Here is a 24,697-nt window from a genome sequence, read left to right as displayed (position 1 = left end):
ATATTCATCCGGGGGTGTCTGTTTTCATTCCCCGGTTGTCAGTAATATGGTTAACCTGTTATGGAAAAGGAAAAAATCATATCGCTCATAGAAGGATATTCTGCCGGTACGCTGTCAGAAGAGGACGAGATCTTATTCCTGCAATGGTATAGTGATGCAGACGCTGCCACTTTTCATTCACTGCTGTCTGAATGCCGCTCCCTGCAAAGTTTTCATGCGGGCTATCCGGAAATGCCAGCTGAAGTAATGGAGAAGCTGCAACAGGCCGTTCAACTACTGGAGGAAGATAAAAAAACGGAAGGCGCCATTGTGCCGCTGGTACGCCGTTTCAGATGGGGATGGGCTGCAGCGGTGCTGTTATTGATAGGGGCTGGAGGATATTTCCTGTACCAGCAACAAAAGTCGGCAACAAAAATTGTCAGTACTGAATTGAAGAATGATGCTTTGCCAGGCACTACCAGCGCTATACTAACGCTCTCGGATGGCCGCCGGATTGTTCTCGATAGCTCATCAACCGGGGAACTGGCGCTGGAAGGGAAAACGAATGTGACGAATAATAATGGCGCCATCACCTATTCCGGCAATACCACTCCCGTACTGATCTATAATACCCTTTCCACGGCAGTTGGACAACAATCGGCGGCGCTGACATTGTCTGATGGCACAAAGGTTTGGCTGAATGCACTGTCTTCCATTCGTTTCCCGGTATCATTTGCGGGCGACAGCAGGATGGTGGACATCACCGGTGAAGTGTATTTTGAAGTGGCCGGGGATGAAAGGAAACCTTTTCTTGTCAGGTCATCCGGACAAACCATCCAGGTGCTGGGCACCAGTTTCAACGTGAATGCCTATCCCGACGAATACACGCAGAATACCACATTGCTGGAAGGCGCCGTGAAGGTGAGATCAGACAGCAGGAAAGGAGAAGAAGTTGTATTGCAGCCCGGTCAGCAGGCGCGTATGCAGGGAGCCGGAATTACAGTAGAGAAAGGAGTGGATCTTGAACAGGTAATAGCCTGGAAAAACGGACAGTTCAATTTCAATCATACCAATCTCTCTGCTGTGTTGAGGCAGTTATCACGATGGTACGATATCGACGTGAAGTTTGAAGGAGAAGTCCCCGACCGTTCATTCCGGGGAAAGATCACAAAAGACCTGAACCTGTCGCAGGTGCTGGTGATCTTGCAGGAAGTGGGCGTGAAATTCAGGATAGAAGGAAGAACATTGGTTGTTACAAAATAGTATCAAAAAAAAATGCCCTGAGGGGCTGAACATAAAAGGTTGTCCAAATGAAAACCGGAAGTGTTGGACCACTTCCGGAAAGAGCTTGGGTAACCTGAATATCAACATACCGCCAGGTACGTCATTCAATCACCCAAACCATGCAAAAGTATGCATTTTAAGGATCTGATTGCAAGGTCAGCCCTATGGGGGCGCCGTTGCTTCACCAAAACGCTGCTAGTGATGCAATTCACTTCCATCTTATTGCTGTGCGTATGCCTGCAGGCCGCCGCCGGCGCTCACTCTCAAACTGTCAGTTTTTCCGGAAAGGACATCCCGATCGAAAAAGTTTTCAATTCGGTTGAAAAACAAACGGGTTATGTATTCTTTTTCGATGAAGACTTATTGAAAATTGCAAGGCCGGTTACCATCAATGCGGTGGATCTGCCACTGGAAAAATTCCTGCTGAAACTGATGGAAGATCAACCCTTCCGTTACCTGTTCCAGAAAAAGACCATCGTTATTTCCAGGAAACAGTCGTTGCCTCCACCTGTTTTCGCTGATACCACACCGGTAGTAAAGATGATGGCTGTTGAAGGCGTGGTATTCGGAGAGAACAATCAGCCGCTCTCTGAAGCTTCCGTTACTGTAAAGTCGACCGGAAAAAGTGTGATCACCAATGTGAGAGGTCAGTTCAATATACCTGCAATCCCGGTGAATAGTGTGCTGGTGTTCAGCTTTATAGGGTATTCTTCCAGAGAGATGCTGATAAAGGAAGATATGGGAACCATTGTGATCCGATTGCCGCTTGCCATCAGTATGCTCGATGAAGAAGTAGTGAGAGGATATGGAAAAACAAGCACCCGGTTTGCTACTGGAAATATCATCAAGGTTTCCGGTGAAGAGATCAGCAAACAACCGGTAATGAACCCGTTGCTGGCATTGCAGGGCAGGGTGCCCGGAATGACCGTCACGCCAACGAAAGGATACGCAAGCTCTCCTGTAAAGATCGAGATCAGGGGAAGGAATACACTTAATCCGAATATCGTTTCTGATCCGTTATATGTTATAGATGGCGTGCCGCTGATTGTACTCAATATGACCAACACCACCACCAACGCCAGTTATGAACGTGGTTCACCAGGTTTTGTACAGGCGGGGATCAGTGCTGTTACAGGAGGACAGAGCCCTTTGTTCAGCATTAATCCACGGGATATAGAAAGTATTACCGTATTGAAAGATGCCGATGCCACTTCCATTTATGGATCGAGAGGCGCCAATGGGGTGGTGTTGATCACCACTAAAAAGGGAAAGCCAGGTAAAACGAAACTTGATCTTTACCTCAGGCAGGATATTAGTGTGGTTAACAGGCGCTGGAAAATGCTGGATACCCGTCAGTACCTGGATATGCGCAGGGAAGCATTGAAGAATGATGGTATCAGTTTGTCACTTGCGTCTGCCCCGGATATTCTCGGTTTCGATAACAACCGTTACACCAACTGGCAGGATGAACTGTGGGGAACAGCACAGCAAACTGCTGCCGGGGTTTCCCTGGCCGGAGGCGATGACCGTACCAGTTTCAGACTGGCAGGTAATTTTGATAACGGCAAAGAGATCACCACGCTCAATGGTTCCAATAAACGTTTCAATGTAACCATGAGCCTCAATCATAAGAGCCAGGACCAGAAACTGAATATTTCATTCTCGGCTAATTACGCTTATACTTCCGTGAACTCCATCCCGATGCCTGGTTTAACCACCTTGCCTCCCAATGCACCGGCGGTATACGATGAAGATTCGCGACTTAATTATAAAGACTGGAATGCAGCAGGGATCGGTTATCTTTTTCCTTTCGGAGCAGTACTGAACCCTTCCGTATCCGGTTCCAATTTTCTGACCAGTGGCATTGGTTTGAATTATACTGTGATGAAAGGGTTGGTTGTTGGTATCCGTGCAGGCTACAATATCATGCACAATAATAACAATTCTGTTATTTCCATTGCATCGCAAAACCCTTTATTATCACCCATGGGTACCCTGATCCTGGGCAGCACAAGACTCAATAACTGGAATGTGGACCCGGAGCTTACTTACACGAAATTTATCGGTAACGGAAGATTGGAAGTATTACTGGGAGGTACATTGCAGAATTCCGCTACCAACGCGCAAACCACCAGTGGATTTGGGTATACGAACGACGGGCTTCTTTCGTCCATCAGTTTTGCCCCCTTTACCAGTAACCAGGATGATTTCTCACAGGAAAGATACCTGGATGTTCATGGAAGCGTGAGGTATATCTGGGAAAACAAATACATCCTGAATATCACTGGTAACAGATCAGGGTCCTCCACATTTGGTCCGGGAAGGCAGTACGGAACTTTCGGGTCGGCAGGACTTGCCTGGATTGCAACGGAAGAGCCATGGGTGAAGAAGTTCATGCCCGCCTGGATAAGTACTGTGAAACTGGCTACCAATTACGGCATCACAGGCGGCCGTGGTGCAGGCGCCTATGATCATATGACCCGCTGGACGGTGCCATACAATTCTTTTAATTACAATAATGTAACACCGCTGGCTCCATTCCAGGCCGTGAACCAGATATATCAATGGTCCACGAATAAAAAAATGGGAGCGGATATCGATCTCTGGTTCATGAAAGACCTGATCAATCTTTCTGTTAGTTATTTCAGGAACAACAGTGACAACCAGATAACGGGTATGCCTACCCCAGCTTATACAGGCTTCACTTCTGTAACCGCCAATTCTCCCGCCAATGTGCTGAATACAGGATGGGAATTCAATCTGAGAGGCAATATCATCCAGGGAAAGGATTTCAGGCTCTCTGCCAATTTCAACCTGGGTTTTACCAGGAACAAACTGGTTTCCTATCCTGACTTCGAGTTCTCTCCTTTTTACAATATATTCAAAGTGGGAGAATCCCTCAATGCAGTATACCTGCTGAATTACCTGGGCATCAACCCGCTTGACGGGCAGCGCAGTTATGCCGACTTCAATCATGATGGAATGATCTCCATCAATAACAGCCGGCCTCCGGGTTCGGGTTCGGATGACCGTTATGTACCCGTTGACCTCAACCCGGATTTCAATGGCGGGGCAGGTGTTCAGCTAAGTTATAAGCGCCTGGATCTCAGCTTGAGCTTCAATTATACAAAGGGGCTTGGAGTGGCTGCCTTCACAGGATGGGGAGGAGTGATGGGAAATATACCGGTGGAAGTCTATGAAGGGCGCTGGAAAAAACCTGGAGACATTGCAGCATACCCGCGGCTAACTTCGCTTACTTCCAATAGCGATATCCAGTTCAGCAATTCTACCGGAGCCTATACGGATGCGTCCTTCCTCAGGTTGAATAATGTAAACATCAATTACAGTTTGCCGGATAAGCTCAGCAGGCGGGCGGGCCTTCATAGTTGCTCCGTTTTCCTGACCCTGCAAAATTTGTTCACCATCACCAGGTACAAAGGACTGGACCCCGGTTCCCTTTTCAGTGCGCTGCCCATGCCGCTGACCATTGCATCTGGCATTTCTCTCAACTTTTAAACCGTCACTTATGTTCAGGTTCATAAAAAAGATAGCGGTTGTATTCATCGGGCTCCTTTGCTGTTTATGCAGTTTTTCCTGTAAGAAATTACTGGAAGTGCAGGACCCTATCAATAGCATCACTACAAAAGATGTTTTCAGTTCGGACGACCAGGCTGAAATGGCCGCTGCCGCCATGTACTCTCTGATGGTGAATTCCGATAACTATTTCAGCAATGGTGGCGTTTCTATTGCAGGAGGCCTTTCTGCTGATGAGCTGTATGCGTATTATGGCGCAGTATCCGCTTCTTATTTCCAGGTCAACACCAATAACCTGCTTGCAGACAATGTCCCTACAAAAGAGATTTGGGTGTCTGCTTACAATATCATTTACCAGGCCAATTCAATCATCGAAGGGATAGAGGAATCAGAAGCTTCCACGCTTAGTGCGCATGCAAGAAAAAGATTGACAGGCGAAGCTAAATTCATCCGCGCTTTTTCCTTCTTCTACCTTACCAATTTGTTTGGTGATGTGCCGCTGGCCCTGACGGTGGATTTCAATAAAACCCAGCGGATGCCCAGGACACCGCAGCAGGAAGTGTACAACCAGATCATCGATGATCTGAATGCTGCACAGTCTGCATTACCGGAAGACTATTCAGCTTCCGGTCCTTTGCAGGAAAGGATCCGTCCAAATAAATGGGCGGCCACCGCTTTACTGGCCCGCGTTCATCTTTATCTGAAAAACTATCCGCAGGCGCTGATCGAAGCCAGGGCTGTGATCGATCAACAGGGATTGTTTGATCTTGAAGATAACCTCGATAATGTATTTGCTCCCACCAGTAAGGAAGCTATCTGGCAACTGAAGCAGACAACAGATCATCCTATCACGAGAAATGCCACAAAGGAAGGTAATGCATTCATCCCGTCTCCCTGGGGGACCGGCCCGGCATTCTATTGCATAACAGATCAATTGCTGGATGCTTTTGAGCCGAACGATAAACGCAGGATACAATGGATTGACCAAACAGATAATTCTACTGTATCAGGAATGCCACCGGGCATCACCTGGTTCCCCCATAAATACAAACTGGGCTTACACAATTCTGTGCCGGGCATGGACCCTTCCGAATATTACACGGGGCTCCGCCTTGCAGAAATGTACCTGATCCATGCAGAAGCACAGGCCAATGGGGCAGGCGGCGGTCCGGCTGCCGCTATCGATGATCTCAATAAGGTCCGGCAAAGGGCTGATATAGACCTGCTACCTGAAGGATTAACGGAACAACAGGTAAAAGCAGCCGTTGAAAAGGAAAGACAAACGGAATTATTTGCAGAATGGGGCCATCGCTGGCTGGACCTCAAACGTACCGGTAAGGCTGCATCACTGCTTTCCCAGATCCCATTGAAACAACCCTGGAAGGGAGATGACCAGCTATTGTATCCAATCCCACCTTCAGAGCTGAGAGTGAATTCCGCACTCAAACAAAATAAGGGTTATTAAAGAATGACGCTCATCTCCTGTGATCTAATAAAATTCGCGGTTATGAAAAAAGAAAAATTATTCGCATATATATCAGGGTTATTTCTCCTGCTGATCATTACTTCCTGCTCCAAGGAAAAAACAGTTACCGGAGCAGCCTCTCTTACACTGGTTAACGGAATGGTGGGCAGCACTCCCTACCTGGTACCTAATTTCAGCGGAGGACAACCTTTGCAAAGTTATACAGCAGCCATGAAGATCAATTACGCCACGTACTCTGTATTCAATCAATCCGGTTCCTATAGCGGTTTACAGCCTTTGGCTGTTTACCGCTATCCGGATACCACCGTGCATAGCAGCCCGGTAATTAAAGTGATTCTTGACCTGAAGCCGGGTACGATGAATACGCTTTTCCTGGCGGGCACCATCACAGAACCCGATACGCTTTTTACTACTGATATGCCGCTTTCGCATCCGGTGGAAGACAGCACCATGGGTATACGCTTTGTGAACCTGTTGAAAGGAGCCGGACCTGTTAGCATCAATGTGCAGGGAGAACCAAATGGGTCAGAGCAAGCTTCCCTTGCTTACAAGCGGGTAACACCATTCACAAAATATGAAGCCAATGCCGGGGTAAGCAGTTACGTGTTCGAGTTCAGGGATGCGGCTACCGGCGATGTGCTGCAAACTTATACACTGGCTGATATCGATGCTTCCGGAACAAATTTACAGCCTAACAGGAGACGATACCGCAACCTTACTATTGTTCTGATGGGTGCAACAGATGTTCCTTCATCGCAAACCGTTGCCCTGTATGAATCTTACAGTCCAAATTAAAACCTGCCGGAGGTAGAGGTCCGGCGTTTTACCTATCTAAATAATCAAGCATCTTTATGAGCAGTATATTGAAAATTGAGCGGCTGTCGCACAAATACAGCAGCTCCTGGGCGATCCGTGACATAAATATAGAGATTAGCCAAACCGGGGTGATCGGATTGTTGGGCTCAAACGGAGCGGGCAAATCCACCACCATGAATATTCTCTGCGGCGTGCTGAACCAAACTGAAGGCACCGTATACATCAATGGCAGTGATACCAGGAAAGATCCGGAAAATGCTAAAGCCAATATCGGTTTCCTTCCGCAGCAACCTCCCGTGTATACAGACCTCACCGTGGACGAATACCTCACCTATGCAGCAAAATTAAGGTCAGTTGAAAAATCAAAACTGAGGGCGGCTGTTGATGAAGCGAAGGAACGGGTAGGTATTACACATTTCAGCAGAAGACTGATCGGTAATCTTTCCGGCGGATACAAACAGCGTGTAGGCATTGCGCAGGCTATCGTGCACAAACCCAAGCTGGTAGTAATGGATGAACCTACCAATGGCCTTGACCCCAATCAACTGATTGAAGCAAGGAAACTCATCAGGGAAATTGCCATTGACCATACAGTGCTGCTGTCTTCCCATATTCTATCGGAGATACAGTTGCTCTGCAGGGAGATCATTATGATCGAAGCTGGCAGGATCATTTTTTCTGATTCAATGGATGCCTTTAACAATTATGCACAACCGAATACATTGCTGGTGCGGTTTGAAAATCCTCCATCCATACCGGAGCTGCAGCAGGTAACTGGCATTTCCAGGATGGAATACATCAGCAATGGGCAGGTCAGGATCTGGTTCGATGGAGATAAGACCGTCACGGAAAAAATTGTAAAGGCCAGTGTGCAGTTGGGTTGGAATCTTCAGGAGATCCACCTGGAGAAAGGCCTGCTGGATGATATCTTCAAACAACTCTCAAAATCCCCCAATTAATCTGTAACCGTATGAAAAAAACGCTTAGTATAGCGAAGACCGAGCTTCGCAATCTTTTCTATTCTCCCGTGGCATGGTTCCTCACCATCGCATTCACGGTGCAGGGGGCTATCTTTTTTACAAAGCCGCTGCTAATGATATCGAAGTACCAGGACCTGGCGCAGCGGAATAACCCATTGTTCAAGGATTTCGGACGATCACTTACACAATTATTGTTCCTGGATAAAGACGGGATTTTTTCCAACGTACTGGAGAATCTTTTTCTCTTTGTTCCCCTGTTGACGATGGGGCTGATCAGCCGGGAAGTGAATACAGGAACGGTGAAACTGCTTTATTCCTCACCTGTAAAACTGCGGCAAATCGTATTCGGCAAATACATCGCTATTATGATCTATAACCTGATATTGCTGTGTGTGCTGGGGATTTTTATGATTGCAGGGGGAGCCAGTATCGTTTCTACTGATGTTGGCATTCTGCTCTCTTCCGCGCTGGGGTTCTATCTGCTGATGTGTGCTTATACTGCCATCGGCATGTTCATGTCTAGCCTCACCAATTACCAGATAGTAGCGGCTGTAGCCAGTTTCACGGTAGTGTTTATTCTGAGTCATATCGGCGGGCTCTGGCAGCGTTATGATTTTGTTCGTGACCTGACCTATTTCCTTTCTATTACCGGCAGAACAACAAAAATGCTAAAGGGGCTTGTTACCACCAGTGATCTTGCATATTTTATCGTGATAGTTGGGCTGTTCCTGTCTTTTACACTGCTCAAGTTGAAAGGGACCAGGGAATCGAAGCCCTGGTTTGTGAAAGCAGGCAGGTATGTAACAGTATTGATTGTGGCACTTATGATCGGATATATTACATCCAGACCAGGATTGATCGGTTACCTGGATACAACGGCCACCCAGGAAAATACTATTCATCCGAAACTACAGCAGATCCTGAAAGATATGGGGGACGAGCCGATAGAAGTGACCCTGTATGCGAATCTTCTCGGAGATGGAATTGACATGGGATTACCCGAAGCCCGGAATACATATTTGTGGACGCTCTGGGAAAAATATATCCGCTTCAAACCAAATATCAAACTGAAGTATGAGTACTACTATGATATTACGAAAGGCGACAGCGCCATGTTCAGGAATTTTCCGGGAAAGAATATCCATGAGATTGCGAAAGAAATGGCTGGCTTTTATGAGATCAGTGTAAACAGGTTTAAAAAGCCCGGCCTTCTTAATGACGTTCCGGGCCTGACAGATGAAATGAAGAGGCTGGTGATGGTAGTGAAATACAAAGGCCGTTCTGCTATTCTCAGGACCTTCCCGGATACCCGGTTCTGGCCTGATCAAAGCAATATTGCAGCAGTGCTCACGCATTTGACCACCAATGAGAAGAGCAAGGTTTACTATACCACAGGTAACCTGGAAAGAAATATTTATAAGTCAGGGGAGCGTGAATATTATAGCCATACCATCGATAAGATCAACCGTGAGGCGCTGATCAACCTTGGTTTTGATGTGGATTCGGTTTCCCTGGAAACGAGTGGTATACCTGCAGATGCCAGTATGCTGGTACTGGCTGATCCCAAAGTGATGCTTTCCGGTACGGTAAAGGATAAGATCAGGAAATATGTGGATGCCGGGGGGAATATGATTGTATTGGGCGAACCGGGCAAACAACAGGTGCTGAACCCTGTACTGGCGCAAATGGGCGTAAAAATCATGGATGGGACCCTGGTGGAGGTTACCAGTTATGAAATGCCTCATCATACCATGCCATTCTATTCCAGGTTCACAGCCGGGCTGGCGGAAGAGCAGATGTTGCTGTTCCTGCGTAATAATTGGGATACTGTAAGAGTGCTTATGCCCGGTGTTTCAGGTATTGCAAGTATCGATTCCGGTGCATTTGCCGTTCATCCGGTGTTGACGCATGCCGGCAGAAATACCTGGGTTAAAATGGGTACGCTGGTCACCGATTCGTCAGCGCCCGTGTTCAATGCGCAGGAAGGGGATTTCCGGATGGATGAATTCAATAGCGCTGTAGCCCTCACCAGAAAAGTGAACAACAGGGAGCAACGGATTTTAATAGCCGGGGATGCCGACTTCATGAGTAATCTCCGGGTTGGTGGAAATCAGCTGGTGCGCGCCACTTACAGCTGGCTCGACGCCAACAGGTTTCCGGTGTACACGCCCGCGGAACCCCATAAAGACAATTTGCTGACCATTACTCCCTCAACTGCAGAAATGATGCATATCATGTTCGTGTATGTGTTGCCGGGAATAATATTGTTGACAGGAATCATATTGCTCGTACGCCGTAAACGCCAATAAAAAATCATGAACCTGTATACAGACGAACAAACGATCGAGGATATCCGGATCTTCGGAAAACGTGAGCAGGGTGGAATTTATGACCTGTACAATCAAACCCATACCCGCGGAGGACAGGTAGTATTGGAACAAATGTTCCGCACGCCGCTTTCCGATATGAAAATGATCAATACCAGAAGCAGCATTATCAAACATTTTGCTGAAAAGAATATACCATTCCCTTTCGGAGCTGCCATATTCGACATGGCGGAGAAATACCTGGTGGCTGATGATCAGGGAAAACAAGCCGGTTCACAATCAGTTTTGAGTGAGAAAGACGTAGCCAATGGTGTAATGTCGGTAATTGAATTGATGCAACTGGTCAGCGCTTTCGTGGAAAGAACGGAAGTACTTGCCAACGAGGCCTGGCAGCCAGAAAGGATCAAAATCATAGAACTCCTCACAGACGCGGCTTTTGAGCCCGTATTCCGGGAAAAAGCGAAAAGCAGGATCGCATTTGGCGCCGTCACTGCCTACGACCTGCTATTCAGGGTGCGGGAAAAGGCCAAGATCGAAAAATTACTAACGTTCATCTATAACCTGGATGTATACCTGTCCGTAGCCAGGGTGGCGAGGGAAAGAAAATATGTATTCGCGAAGGCCCTGGAGAAAGGGCAGGCCATCCTGAAAGTGAAAGGCGTGTATCATCCGGGTTTGACAAACCCCGTAGCAAATGATGTATCGCTGCATCCGGAGAAGAACCTCATCTTCCTCACCGGCGCAAATATGGCAGGGAAATCCACCTTTCTTCGTTCGCTGAGTACGGCTTTGTATGTTGCACATATGGGATTCCCCGTGGCGGCAGCGGCAATAGAGTTTTCGGTTATGGATGGCATTTATACCACGGTGAACCTGCCTGATAACCTGGGGATCGGGGCCAGTCATTTCTATGCTGAAGTGCTGAGGGTAAAAAAAGTGGCTTCAGAGCTGGCCATGGGCAAATCGCTTTTCATTGTTTTTGATGAATTGTTCCGCGGTACGAATGTAAAAGATGCACATGAAGCAACAGTGGCGGTCAGTTTGGCCTTTGCCGGAAGGAAGAACAGCCTGTTTGTTATTTCTTCCCATATAGTGGAAGCCGGAGAACAATTATCGAAGCATCCTTCTGTAGGATTTCAATACCTGCCCACCAGGATGAAGGGGATTACTCCGGAGTATACCTATAAATTGGAAACCGGCATTACAGCCGATCGGCATGGTATGATCATCATCCGCAATGAAGGTATTCTTGAAACACTGGAGCATGGCCGCAAACGCGCAGTCCAATAAATCTTCAGGGTGCAGCAGTCGCTCGCCTCTGGCGAGTGACCACTATTTTGTCGCCTCCGGCGACATAGTATTCGCCGGAGGCGAACCAATAAAAGTCACTCGCCGGAGGCGAGCGACTGGGCACACGCTGATAAAATAATACAAAAATGAGTTTCAATACAGATAAACAAACGCTGGACGAATTGAACCTGATGGGAAAGTTCCGCCAGGGATCTGTTTACCATCTTTTCAATAAAGTGAAAACAAGGGGAGGGGAACGTCTGCTGGATGAAATGTTCAGGCATCCACTTACAAATGCAGACCTGATCAATGCACGCAGTAATGTATTCCTGAAATTCCAGGAAGCGGACCTGCAATTCCCTTTCGATGAACAGCAGCTTGTTCAGATGCAAGAGTATATCGACAGCGATTCCGGCAGCAATGCCGGAATGGTACTGGTGAAAACAGCTTTCAAAAAGGTTTTGTCGGGCCTTACCCGCGATGAGCGATACAGGAAATCAGTACAGGGCCTGCAGGCATGTATCGTTACGCTCAACAGGTGTGATACATTCCTGGGATCGGTCAGGAGTTCGCTGGGGGCATTCGATCAGCGTATGGAGAAGGTCAGGAGGATACTGAACGATAAACACCTGGCCAATCTCCGCAACCTGGATATATATGCAGCATTACCGGTTAAGACGCTTGCATTTTATGAGCATTTGTTACAAAACAGGATGAAGGGTGAAATCGAAGACCTGATGCAGTTCATTTATGAAATTGATCTGAACATTGCCGTTAGTAATGTGGCAAAGCAGAAAAAGTTCAGGTACGCTATAGCATTGGCCCCGGAGGCCAATATCCTGTCTGCCGGTGAACTCAGGCATCCCTGTATCGATGGAGCGGTAGGGAATATCGTCAACATGGATGAAAAGCAGAATGTGGTTTTCTTAACAGGCGCCAATATGGCTGGTAAATCCACCTTGATGAAATCGGTGGGGATAGCGCTTTACATAGCGCATATGGGGTTCCCTGTTGCAGCAGCCGCCATGAAGTTCTCAGTAAGGGACGGACTTTATTCCTCCATCAATGTGGCGGACAATATCGGTTTGGGCTATAGCCATTTCTATGCAGAGGTGGTAAGGGTAAAACAGGCTGCCGATGCTGCTGCCAGCGGAAAGCGATTGTTGCTGATGTTTGATGAACTGTTCAAAGGCACCAATGTGAAGGACGCTTATGATGGTACGCTGGCAGTAACGGAAGCTTTTGCTGAATACCAGGAATGCCTGTTCATCGTATCAACCCATATAATAGAAGTGGGAGAGGCGCTGATGCAGAAGAATAATATACAGTTCGTATTCATGCCTACTGTGATGGAAGGCGTACGACCCCGTTATACGTATAAATTGGAGCAGGGTATTACGGAAGACAGGCAGGGAATGCTGATCATCAGGAATGAAGGAATATTGGAAATGCTGAAAGGCTGATCTTGTTGAGCCCCGGTTCGCCGGGGCTTTTTTGTTGACGTACTTTTTGAACACTATAGAATTTATTCTACGTAGATATCGAATTCGATCTATACTAAAGAAAACTTATATCCTCTAATTTTATGTGTTCGTGTGACTGTGCTGACGGACAGTCTTCAAAAACACTAATCACAGGTTCATATGAAAACCACAACCAATTTGAGCGGTCGGGTCAAAACCCGGTCCCATAAGCCATTATGCCTATTGTTAAACCTTAAAAAAACAGTTCTTTCCCTCTTCTTTCTCTTTTTTACTTTGCTTGCTAACGCTGCTGACTTTATCGTTACCAATACAAATGACAGCGGGTCCGGATCCCTCCGGCAGGCCATGCTGGATGTAAATGCAGCAGGAGCAGGGCCACACACCATCAAATTTGTGGTGTATGGTCAGATCACATTGTTGAGTTCTCTTCCTCAGATCACTCAGACTGTGAGTATCGATGGCGAAAATAAGATCACCATCAATTCCAACGGGACTAACCAGATCATTAACCCCTTTGATATCAGTGCCGATAATGTGGTGGTAAAGAATTTTGCACTTACCAACAGTGGAGATATCAACTTCTTCGTCCGCGCCAATACCACAGGCGTTCTCATCGAGAACATCAGAACCAGCAGCAGTACGGGTAATTTACTCAATGCGCTGGTCAATGTTGCAGGTAGCTCCACCAATCTTACGATACGGAATATCTGGTCATCAGATGTTGAACCGGTCAGCGGCAGCTATAACGGAAGGGCTTTCAATTTTTCCGGAGGAACGCATACCAACCTGGTAATGGATAATATCCACCTGACAACACAGAATAATACCAGGGGAGGAGAGGCTATTGTGTTCAGGGATGCATCCGTGAATGGCTGGACCTTCACTAACAGCAGCATTAGCGGATTCCTAAATGGTATTGTGCTGGATAATACGGGTGGCGTTATTGAAACAGCCAACAATATCGAACTGAATAATATTTCCATCGATTCAATGTATAGCGGAGTGGCGCTTGGTTTCTATTCTGATTTTGTGAACACCGATATCAGGATCAGGAACTCATTCATCGATCTCAATGTACTGGCTACAGCCGATGAAGGTGATTACGCTATCCGTTTCGATAATACCACCAACGGTGTCACCCTGGAAAATGTGACGCTGAAGGATGTGGATATTTACAGCATATGGTTCAATGGTGCTGCGGAAAATATTACCATAGATCAGTGTAATATCAGTCATCCTACGCCTGGTGCAGCTGTTGGCGGTCAATTTGTCCGTTTCGAAAGCACAGCCAAAACCGTTTCCATTACAAACAGCGTTTTCGATGGAGACAGGCTTACGGTGACCAGGGATTCAGACATTGGCCTGGCCTTCATCGGAGCCACCACTGACATAACGCTGGAAAATAATCAATTCAATGAATTTGATATAGATGGTGTATATGCAGTGGCTGCCAGTACCAATTTCCTTGTGAACAATTGTAAGTTTACCAACAACGTTGATGGCATCGAGTTCTATTACAATATGCCCCGGACCAATGTGGATATAGTAAACTCTTCCTTTAAAAATGGTACAAGATCGGGTATTGTGATCAATGCAGCCAATGCTGTATCGGACATCGATATTACCGGGGATACGATCATCGGCAATGCCAATCATGGCATATGGCTTTATGGTGGCGCGGGTGTTACGGATATACAGGTAACAGGTTCTGTGGTCCGTGATAATGGAGGCGCAGGCATCAATAATGAAGCGCCGAACAAAGTAGTTATCTCCGACAACTCTATATATAATAATGGAGCAGCCGGTATTTCGTTGCCGGGCGGGAACTGTTCCTATACCAGCGCTGCAGGCCGCACACCAGTACTGGCGTCTTCAACAAGTTTAGGCGCCGGGCAATATCAACTACAACTAACCATCCCCGATATCAGTGTGGGCGCTCAATACACGGTAGATATCTACGCCAACGATGCGGGCACTTCATCAAAAAGCGGGCAGTACTTCGTTACTTCAATTTCTGGTCTGTCTGCCGGCGCTACCACGCAAACCATCAATTACAATACAGGCCCTGGCGCTACAGGCGTTGGTTTCTGGACGGCCACTTTGCGGATCCCGGCAAATAATTGCGGTACTTCAGAATTTGGCAACAGCATTCCCCTGGGAACGAAAGCGCCCGCCTGCATCAATAATGGCATCCTCGCCTGGTACAGGGCCGATATGGGTGTGAATGGAACAAAATGGGGAGATGTAAGTGGAAACGGCAACAACATGACTGTTGTGGGAGATCCCGACGATACTACAGGTTTGGTGAATTTCAACAAGGCATTTTATTATGATGGCAATGATGCTCATAATGTTCCTGCCGGTGCTGCCGTTACTACAACCTACACCATAATGGGACTTGGTAAACTGGAAGGTTCGCAGAACGGCAGGGTGTTCAGCAGCTATACCGGTAACAAACTGATCGGCTGGTATGCAAACGGCGAAAACGGCTTGCATATCGAAAGCTGGCAAAGGAATACCAGCGCCATCACCAATCACACAAAATTATATTCGCTCAAACGCGCAAGCGCCGGTAGCGGTGCATATGAGTTCAAAGGCAATGGCATCTTGCTGAGCTCTGGTGCGGCTTCAAACGGAACTGCCTGGAGCCTGGATGTAGGCGGCTCTACCTTCAGTAATTTCAGTAAAGTATTCGTACCGGAAGTGTTCATCTATAACCGTGATCTTACTCCGGCAGAAATACAAAGGCTGGAATCCTATATGGCCCTGAAGTATGGTATCACACTGAATGGCGGCCTTACAGATTATGTTGCTTCCGATGGCACTACGCTGATGTGGACTGCATCCGCCAATACAGGTTACCAGTACCGGATCACGGGGATCGGTAAAGATGATTGCACCATGCTGCACCAGAAACAATCACTGAGTGCAGATACAGGCATCGTAACCATTGCCCTGGGCAATACCGTGATGATCTCCAATCCTGCCAATACCAATACTGTAACAGCAGATAAAACATTCCTCTTTTTTGCAGACAATAATGCAAGTATCAAACTGGCCACAGCTGTTACCGGAACCAATGTGAACCAACGGATGGCGCGTGTTTGGAAAGTACAGAAATCAGCTGGCTGGGCAGATCAGAACATCACGCTGAAAGTGAAAGGAAGCGGAAGCAATAATTACCTGCTCATCAGTTCTGATCCTGCATTCGGTGCTATCAGCCAGGAACTGGCGCTGGATGCCAATGGGGAAGTAACGCTCAATTCATCCCAGTTGCCCGACGGATCTTACTTCACCATTGCCAGCACAATCAAAGGGCCGGGAAATGTGAGTGCAGGTATCGCCTTATGGTTGCGTGCTGATGACGGCTCCGCCAATGGTAATGCCTGGAACGATGCCAGTGGCAATGGTAACGGCGCCGGACAAACAATTGCTGAAAGGCAGGCTTCTGTTTTGCCTTCCGTGATCAACTTCAATCCTGCCCTGAAATTCGATGGCAGCAACGATAACCTGATCAGTCCCTCCCTCTTCACCGGACCAGGTGTGAACAATGTTCAGATCTATGCTGTATCCATCACCGATGGCATACAGAATCAGGCATTGTTTGGCGAGATGGTGAGTAACGGACAACCAGTCCTTGCACACGTGCCCTGGGGAGATGGTATTGTATATTTCGATGCTCCTTATGGTTACAGGGTGCAGGCGCCATGGGGTGGTACTGTGAATACGCCTTATCTCTGGAGTTTCCTTCGATCTCCTTCGGGCATGAGCAGCAACCGGAACAGGGTCACGGTGGCAAGCCATGTTGGTCCCCTGAATAGCATCGCCGGCAATAACAGCCAATTCTATGCAGGCTCTCATCCCGGAGGTGGATTTTTCAATGGAAAGATAGCAGAGCTGATCGTGTATAATAATTCTGCAACTACTTCCAATACACAACGCCAGCAGATAGAATCTTACCTGGCATTGAAATATGGAATTACATTGACCCCCGGAACGCCGGTTGATTATCTCGCCAGTGACGGCTCCAAATTTTGGGATGCCACGCTGAACAACGGATACAATTTCAATATTACAGGTATTGGAAGAGACAATGGCAGTACGCTGTTGCAAAAACAATCTGTTAGCACCGGGGATAAATACCTCACTCTTGCGCTGGGTAATGCCATTGCTGTCAGCAATGCTTCCAACGCAGGAAACATTGCAACGGACCTGTCTTTCTTCGTTACAGGCAATACCAGTGGAGCTAAACAATATACTGTGAACGTGACGGGCATCCCCGGCGTGAACGTAGCGATGGCCCGTACCTGGAAAGTACAGAAGACGAACTGGACCGATCAGGATATCACCTTCAGTACGGATTCGGCGGCTACTGCTCCCCGTTATCTCCTGGTCAGTACAGACGCCAGCTTTGGGGCCGGTGACCTTGCACTGCCCATGACCGGCCGGACCATCACGCTGAATACCAGTCTGCTTCCGAACAATGCTTACTTCACTTTCGCCAACGAACTCAAAGGTCCGGGTGGGGTAGTGAATGGAATCGGCGCCTGGTACCGTGGTGACTATGGATTGTCAGGAGTGAAATGGGATGATTACAGCGGACGTGGCATCAACCTGCCTGCTCCCGGAATTCCCAACAGGCCAGGTGTTTCTGCCAATGGCATGAACTTCAACCCTACTGCTACCTTTACGCCGGGTCAATACTTCGGACTTGGAAATACAATTGATCCTTCCATTTCCGTGTTGGGCAATGGCAATATGAACAATATCGCCATCTTCGGTGTGTCTTCCATTCCGGTTGCGAATAATGGCGCACTGTTCAACCAGATGACCACTAACGGATATGCTGTTATTGCATCTCCACATAATGCAGGCAATGCACAATGGGATGCGCCCTGGGGCTGGAGACAAACTGCTCCATGGGGTGGCAGCCTCAACAAAGCCAATGTTTGGAGCTTCGTGAAGAGCGTTGATCATATGAGCTTCTACCGCGATCGCAATACACTTGCATCCGACAATACACACAGGAATTTCGGTGTCAACAACGGTGGCAACTATTCTACCAATATCGGTGTGTACCATGGTGTGGATTATTTCACGGGTAATATTCCTGAACTGATCATCTATAAAGATATCACCAATGCCGGCATGCCAGTGGCTGACAGGATTCGTATCGAATCCTATCTCGCCCTCAAATATGGTGTTACGCTAAATCTGACTGGTGTTACCGGTTACACAGCTTCTGATGCAACGGTGTATTGGAATGCTGCTACCAATGGTGTTTACAACAAGCATATCACTGGTATCGGGCGAGATGATCTTTCCGAGCTCAATCAAAAACAATCAGTGAGTGTGGATACAGGGCTGGTAACAATTGCACTCGGCAATGCCGTAGCAACAAGCAATGCAGCCAACACTGCAACCATCACCAACGACAAATCTTTCTTCCTCATCAGCGATAATGGCGCATCCGGAAAGTTCCTGACAGCGATTACAGGTCAGTCAGGGCTTACCAACCGCATGACAAGGATCTTTAAGGTAGATAAAACGGCCAACTGGGATGATCAGTCTGTCACATTCAAATTGCGCGGCGGTAATGCCGGTACTTACCTGATCGTTAGTGCCGATGAAGTGTTCGATGCAGCAGACACCCGTTATGTAATGAATGCAGACAGTACCGTTACGCTCAATACCAGCGATCTCGCAGATGGCGTATACTTCACATTCGCAAAAGACATCAAGGGACCCAATGGTGTAAACAAAGGCCTCAACTTCTGGCTGCGTGCCGATGATGGCCAGACTTCCGGCAGCTCCTGGAAGGATTATTCAGGATATGGGCACGAAGCCATGCAGGGCGTCACTACTGCTCAACCTGCAACCGATGCAAAAGCCATCAACTTCAACTACGGTTTGAAATTCGATGGTACAGACGACTTCCTGGATATCACTACCACACGTGTACATCCTGACAGTTCTACCATCTTTGTAGCAGGATCAGGAGGCGGTTTCAGCACTGTCAGGGATTTGATTGGCAGCGGTGCAGTAGGATCAGCTGTGGGCATGGAATTCAGGATGGCAGGAGGCGCCATGAATTATCTCGAAAACAATGCGGCCGTTCAGGGCGCGTCAGGCACGAGTATCTTTGTAGAAAACAGGCCTTACCTGTTCACCGCAACACAAAATAATCTGGCTAACGGTGTAAAACTGTACCAGAACTTTAAGCTGGATGGTCAGGGATCTATCAGCCTGAGTCCATCCACTGCTGCCGACCTGGTGTCCATCGGTTCCCGCACCATTGCGTCCAGGGCATTCTTCTGGCAGGGGAATATTTCCGAAGTGATCGTGTATGATCGTGTGGTCTCCGATGCAGAGCGTCAGTCTGTAGAATCTTACCTGGCGCTTAAATATGGCATCACACTCCATCAGACGCCGGGAGCCAGTTACCTGGCAAGCAATGGAATTACATACTGGGACCATACAACCAATGGTATTTACAATAAACGGATCACCGGTATCGGAAGGGACGACAGCACTGCGTTGAACACCAAACAGTCCCTCTCTGTGGATACTGGCTTCGTAACACTGGCGCTGGGCTCATCCATAGCAGTGACCAATGAAAGCAATACCAATACCATTACTAACGACAGGTCTTTCTTCGTGTTTGGCGATAATGGTTTGAGTGCGGCCAATTTTACGGTCACCATTAGTGGAAGCGCCAATGTGACCCGCAGGATGGCAAGGGTTTGGAAAGTGCAGAAAACAAACTGGACTGATCAGGACATCACACTGAAGGTAAAACCACTGGGTGTTGACAATTATCTCCTGATCAGTACCGATGAGAATTTCGCCACCATCGATCAGGAAGTGCCGGTTGCTGCTGATGGAACGGTAACACTTTCTTCCTCCTTATTTGCAGATGGAATTTACTTCACCTTCGGCGCTCCATTGAAATCTCCGGGCGGCGTTTCCGGTCATTCCATCTGGTTGCGCGCAGATGTGGGAAGCTCCTCCACTGTAAACAATACGCTGGTAAGCGACTGGAATGATATCAGCGCATATAGTAATATCCTGAAGCAGGCGAACACTGCTCTTCAACCTACCTGGTTGAACAACAGCGCTGCCAATATCAATTTCAACCCGGTAATGAAGTTTGGCGGAGTTGGTTATACCATGGCTGGTGAATCCATCCTGAAAACAGGTACTTATACTGCCGCCGCGGCTTTCGCGGTGAACAGCCAGGCCACAGCGCTCAATGCCATCCTCTTCAATGAGACTACAGCAGGCGCCGGCACCTCCTTCAACCTGCATGCTACCTGGGGAGATAATGTAGTGTACTGGGATCCTCCGTATCCGGCCAGCAGGCTTACCTACAATGCAGGTAATATCAATGGCCAGGTAAATATCTGGACGGGCCTCAGCGATAATTCACTTGCAGCGAACAAGCAGGAGATACTCAAGAACGGCGCCAGTGTGGCAACGGGTAATGTAAATACACCGTACACCGGTAGCAACAATCCGTTTAATATCGCTACCAACTTCAATGGCCGCTTTCCGGAACTGATCATCTACAATACAGCACTTACTACAGGCGAGGTCCAACGCGTGAATACTTACCTGGCAATAAAATATGGTCTTACCCTCAACAGCGGTAATACCAGTTATATCGCCACAGATGGTACTACCACAGTGTGGGACGCGGCTGCCAACGCAACGCATAAGAACAATATCGCGGGTATTGGCCGGGATGATGAAGAGATACTGAATCAGAAACAATCGCGCAGTATCAATGCAGGATTACAGGTGGCCATTGGTTTAGGTAATATCGATTCAACCAATTCCGCTAATACCAATATATTCTCGAATGATAAATCTTACCTGGTTTGGGGAGATGATAATGCCGCCGTTAACTTCCGCACGGCAGTCAGCGGTACAGCGCTCGTCAACTACCGTATGGCAAGGGTTTGGAAAGTACAGGAAACCGGCACTATCGGTGATGTACAAGTGGCAATTCCTGCGAGTGCACTGGCGAACCCTGGCGCTGCATATATAATTGTAAGTAATGATGCCGTGTTCGATGGTACAGATGTGCTGATAAAACTGGACCCTGTTACCATAGAGAACAAAGTTCACTATGCAGCAACAGTTGACCTCAGCAGTGGACAGTACTTCACTTTCGCGAACGACCTGAAAATTCCGGGAGGTGTTGCAGGCAACACGCTCTGGCTGCGCGCAGATTACGGAACATCTTCTACTGTAGATGGTGCAGGCATCAGTGACTGGAATGATTTCGGTGCGGACATCAACAATGCTGTACAAGCTACAACCGCCAATCAACCTGGATTTGCGAACAACTCGGTTTCCAATGTCAACTTCAACCCCGTTGTGAAATTCGATGGCGCCAGCCAGCGAATGATACTGGATGGGACCAAACTGCCGCTGGGCACTTCAGCCAGGACAGTGATCGCTGCAACAGGCAACGCAGCAACTGCCGGCAGGGGACTGCTCAGTTGGGGTGATCAGGCAGCTGCGGGTACTGGTACCCGGTATACCATGGAAATTGGCGGGAACCAACGTTCCCTCGAAATTTCCAACAGCCGTTACGGTAACACGGCCACCAATACACTTGTTCCTGGTATTACCGTGTTCACCAACGCAGCCGGCACCACCAATGCCGCCACTCAGATGAGATGGAATGGTGCAGGTATCACAAGTTCATTGATCGCCGTAGGTAACCAGCCACTCAATACCGCTTCGCAGCCAACAGCGTATATTGGTGACAACGTATTGAATGGCGGAGGGCTCTTTTATAATGGATCACTGGGCGATATCGTAGTATACGACAGAACGCTTACGCCAACAGAGCAACAACAGGTGGAAACTTATATGAGCATCAAATATGGTGTTTCGCTCAGTCAAACCGTTGCTACGGATTACCTGGCAACAGATGCTTCTGTGATCTGGAATGCCACTGTCAATTCCGTATACAAGAACAGTATCACCGGCATCGGCCGTGATGACCTGGAAGGACTGGAGCAAAAGCAAAGCCGCAATAGCGACAGCAGTCGCCTGCGTGTTGCCATCGCTCTGGGCGCTTTCTCTGAAAACAATACCAGCAACACCAACAGTTTCACGGCAGATAAGTCTTACCTCATCTGGGGTGATGACAATGGCGCTGCAACATTCAAGACTTCCATTACAGGAATGCCTGACGTCAACTACCGCATGACCCGCATCTGGAAAGTACAGGAATCGGGTACAGTAGGTGAAGTGGAAGTGGCTATTCCTTTTGATGCTTTACCTAATCCGCGCGAATCTTACCTGGTAGTTAGTAATGATGATGTCTTCGACAACACCGATACTTATATTCCATTGTATGATATTACCATCAATGGAAAGAAACATTGGGCAGCCAAAGCAGATCTGAACGATGGACAGTATTTCACTATCGCAGCGTTCATCAAATCACCCGGTGGTGTAGGCGCTACCAGTCTCTGGATGCGCGCAGACCAGGGAATTCAAAACAATACAGACGGTACGCCGGTGGACCTCTGGGTGGACTATGGTAATGAAGTGAACAATGCCAACCAGGTTACTGCAGGCCTTCAACCATTATTCAACAATAATGTAACTGACAATATCAATTACAATCCTGTTGTGAGTTTCGATGGCACTGCCGATTTCATGAACCTGGATGTAACCAAACTGCCAACAGGCACTACAGCCAGAACAGTGATTGGTGTAGGTAAACCATCAGTTGCTCCCACCACTACCCGTTATATCATCAGTTGGGGCTCCAACGGACAGAACCTTGGATCAGGTCTGGCCGCCGCAGGAGCACAGGCTGGTTATTTTGTTGGCTGGAACAATGATCTCATCACCGCTCCTAATTTCTGGTTGCCTAATGTAACCAATGAGATGTTCGGTACATGGGCAGGTGCAGGCGGCCAGGCCAACCTGTACAGTAAAATGCTGCCAGTGGCTACTCCTGCCAATAAAGCCTGGACTACCGGAACCACCGGAGCAAGGATCGGTAACAGTGTTTGGGGTGCTGAGTACTGGAGCGGTCCGGTTACAGAAGTGATCATGTTCGACAGGGTGCTCACGGATGTTGAACGTCAGCGCGTGTCTACTTACCTGGCTATCAGGAATGGTTATACGATGGATCAGACAACGCCTTACCGCAATTACCTCAGCACTGCCGGAACAGTAGTATGGGACGGCGCCGCCAATGCAACGCATAACCAGAATATAGCCGGTATCGGCCGTGATGATATCGAAGGACTGAACCAGAAACAGGCGAAAAGTATTCAGGCAGGATCCATCCTGGCAATTGGTTTGGGTAATATCGCAAGCGATAACCCTGCTAACACCAGCACATTCACCAATGATGCCGCCTATATGATCTGGGGAAGCAATTCAACAGCGCTCACCACTACTAATACAGACCTGCCTGCACTATTCAGCCAACGTCTGACGCAGGAGTGGAAAACAAGTATAACCAATTTCAATAACCAGATCCAGTCTGTAAGCATGGAATTCGATCTCACAGGCATCACACATAATGGAAATGATGTGGCGGATTTCACGCTGTTGATCGATACAGATGGCGACGGCGACTTCACTACAGGAACCATCACGCAGATTCCTGCAAATACCTATGCCGGTAATACAGTGAGCTTCGCAAATGTAACTTCACTGAGTCACAATGCAGTGTTCACACTGGCTGTAGGGCCGCAGTCGCTCAGGCTCAATGCCAAAGCGATCTTACAGGGGGCATGGAATGGCAGTTCAATGAACACAGGTTTGAAAACAGCAGCAGTGCTGCCGGATACCGATCCTTACGGATTGAACACTACGCCTTCCGTTAGTCCCAATGATGCAGTGGCGCAGGTGGTGGATTGGGTGAGGGTAGAACTGAGGGATGCCGCCAATCCTGCCACCGTGGTGGAAGAAAGGGCCGGCTTCCTGCTCAGCAACGGCGATATCGTTGATAGCAGCTATACAACGCCGTTATCATTCTTCAATGCGCCATCTGCCAATTATTATGTGGCTATCCGTCATCGCAACCACCTGGGCATCATGTCTGCCAGCCCGGTCGATTTCAGTTCCGGCACCGGCACCATCGATTTCACACAGGCGTCTACGGCTACTTACGGCACGCATGCGCGTAAAGACCTGGGCGGTGGAGTAATGGCGCTCTGGGCAGGTAATGTGAATGCGGATCAGACCATCAGGCATTCCGCTGCGCCATCGGATGTAACGCCGGTTGCCAATGCTGTACTCAATCATGCCGGCAATACTACTCAGTCACCTGCTTACACCGGGTATGTAAGTGTGTACAGCCTGCTTGATGTGAATCTCGATGGCAATATTTTCTATACGGCTACACCTTCCGATCATGCGATCATCATCAGCAATGTGAAAACGCATCCGGGCAATACATTCGGTATTACATCTTATATCATCAGGGAACAATTACCATGATAAACAGGCCGGGCGGCTTTCAAATGCCGTCCG

Annotated in this window: 9 protein-coding genes; all 9 read left to right on the top strand. The window is 48.0% G+C overall.

Going from position 1 to position 24,697, the window contains the following annotated elements; all coding sequences use genetic code 11:
- Positions 1 to 60 precede the first annotated feature (60 nt).
- On the top strand, positions 61 to 1,242 hold the full coding sequence (locus tag D9Y29_RS02170) for a FecR family protein (RefSeq protein ID WP_127124790.1): 1,182 nt from the start codon (positions 61 to 63) through the stop codon (positions 1,240 to 1,242).
- 150 nt (positions 1,243 to 1,392) lie between these two features.
- Positions 1,393 to 4,779 carry a SusC/RagA family TonB-linked outer membrane protein gene (locus tag D9Y29_RS02165; protein WP_127124789.1) on the top strand — a complete coding sequence of 1,129 codons (3,387 nt, stop codon included), beginning with the start codon at positions 1,393 to 1,395 and terminating at the stop codon, positions 4,777 to 4,779.
- A 10-nt stretch (positions 4,780 to 4,789) separates the two neighbouring features.
- Positions 4,790 to 6,262 carry a RagB/SusD family nutrient uptake outer membrane protein gene (locus D9Y29_RS02160; protein WP_127124788.1) on the top strand — a complete coding sequence of 491 codons (1,473 nt, stop codon included), beginning with the start codon at positions 4,790 to 4,792 and terminating at the stop codon, positions 6,260 to 6,262.
- Between the two features lie 42 nt (positions 6,263 to 6,304).
- Positions 6,305 to 7,078, top strand: a complete 774-nt coding sequence (locus D9Y29_RS02155) for a DUF4397 domain-containing protein (protein ID WP_127124787.1) — start codon at positions 6,305 to 6,307, stop codon at positions 7,076 to 7,078.
- 56 nt (positions 7,079 to 7,134) lie between these two features.
- Positions 7,135 to 8,058 carry an ABC transporter ATP-binding protein gene (locus D9Y29_RS02150; protein WP_127124786.1) on the top strand — a complete coding sequence of 308 codons (924 nt, stop codon included), beginning with the start codon at positions 7,135 to 7,137 and terminating at the stop codon, positions 8,056 to 8,058.
- Positions 8,059 to 8,069: 11 nt separating this feature from the next.
- Positions 8,070 to 10,388 carry an ABC transporter permease subunit gene (locus D9Y29_RS02145; RefSeq protein WP_127124785.1) on the top strand — a complete coding sequence of 773 codons (2,319 nt, stop codon included), beginning with the start codon at positions 8,070 to 8,072 and terminating at the stop codon, positions 10,386 to 10,388.
- Between the two features lie 6 nt (positions 10,389 to 10,394).
- The gene (locus tag D9Y29_RS02140; RefSeq protein WP_127124784.1) at positions 10,395 to 11,696 is read left to right on the top strand and encodes a MutS-related protein; all 1,302 of its coding nucleotides are present in this window, start codon (positions 10,395 to 10,397) and stop codon (positions 11,694 to 11,696) included.
- Between the two features lie 146 nt (positions 11,697 to 11,842).
- Positions 11,843 to 13,159 (top strand): MutS-related protein, encoded by a 1,317-nt coding sequence (locus D9Y29_RS02135; RefSeq protein ID WP_127124783.1) that lies wholly within the window; start codon positions 11,843 to 11,845, stop codon positions 13,157 to 13,159.
- A 243-nt stretch (positions 13,160 to 13,402) separates the two neighbouring features.
- Positions 13,403 to 24,664, top strand: coding sequence for a right-handed parallel beta-helix repeat-containing protein (locus D9Y29_RS02130; protein WP_164735203.1), 11,262 nt, complete (start codon positions 13,403 to 13,405; stop codon positions 24,662 to 24,664).
- The last annotated feature ends 33 nt before the right edge of the window (positions 24,665 to 24,697 follow it).

The organism is Pseudoflavitalea rhizosphaerae (assembly GCF_003991355.1).
Classification (GTDB): domain Bacteria; phylum Bacteroidota; class Bacteroidia; order Chitinophagales; family Chitinophagaceae; genus Pseudobacter; species Pseudobacter rhizosphaerae.
Note: the sequence above shows the minus strand (reverse complement) of the source record. Positions and strands in the feature narration are given on the sequence as shown.

Excerpts from the sequence above, each read along its gene's own strand:
- D9Y29_RS02170 (WP_127124790.1), top strand. The coding sequence starts at position 61 with ATGGAAAAGGAAAAAATCATATCGCTCATAGAAGGATATTCTGCCGGT.
- D9Y29_RS02165 (WP_127124789.1), top strand. The coding sequence starts at position 1,393 with ATGCATTTTAAGGATCTGATTGCAAGGTCAGCCCTATGGGGGCGCCGT.
- D9Y29_RS02160 (WP_127124788.1), top strand. The coding sequence starts at position 4,790 with ATGTTCAGGTTCATAAAAAAGATAGCGGTTGTATTCATCGGGCTCCTT.
- D9Y29_RS02155 (WP_127124787.1), top strand. The coding sequence starts at position 6,305 with ATGAAAAAAGAAAAATTATTCGCATATATATCAGGGTTATTTCTCCTG.
- D9Y29_RS02150 (WP_127124786.1), top strand. The coding sequence starts at position 7,135 with ATGAGCAGTATATTGAAAATTGAGCGGCTGTCGCACAAATACAGCAGC.
- D9Y29_RS02145 (WP_127124785.1), top strand. The coding sequence starts at position 8,070 with ATGAAAAAAACGCTTAGTATAGCGAAGACCGAGCTTCGCAATCTTTTC.
- D9Y29_RS02140 (WP_127124784.1), top strand. The coding sequence starts at position 10,395 with ATGAACCTGTATACAGACGAACAAACGATCGAGGATATCCGGATCTTC.
- D9Y29_RS02135 (WP_127124783.1), top strand. The coding sequence starts at position 11,843 with ATGAGTTTCAATACAGATAAACAAACGCTGGACGAATTGAACCTGATG.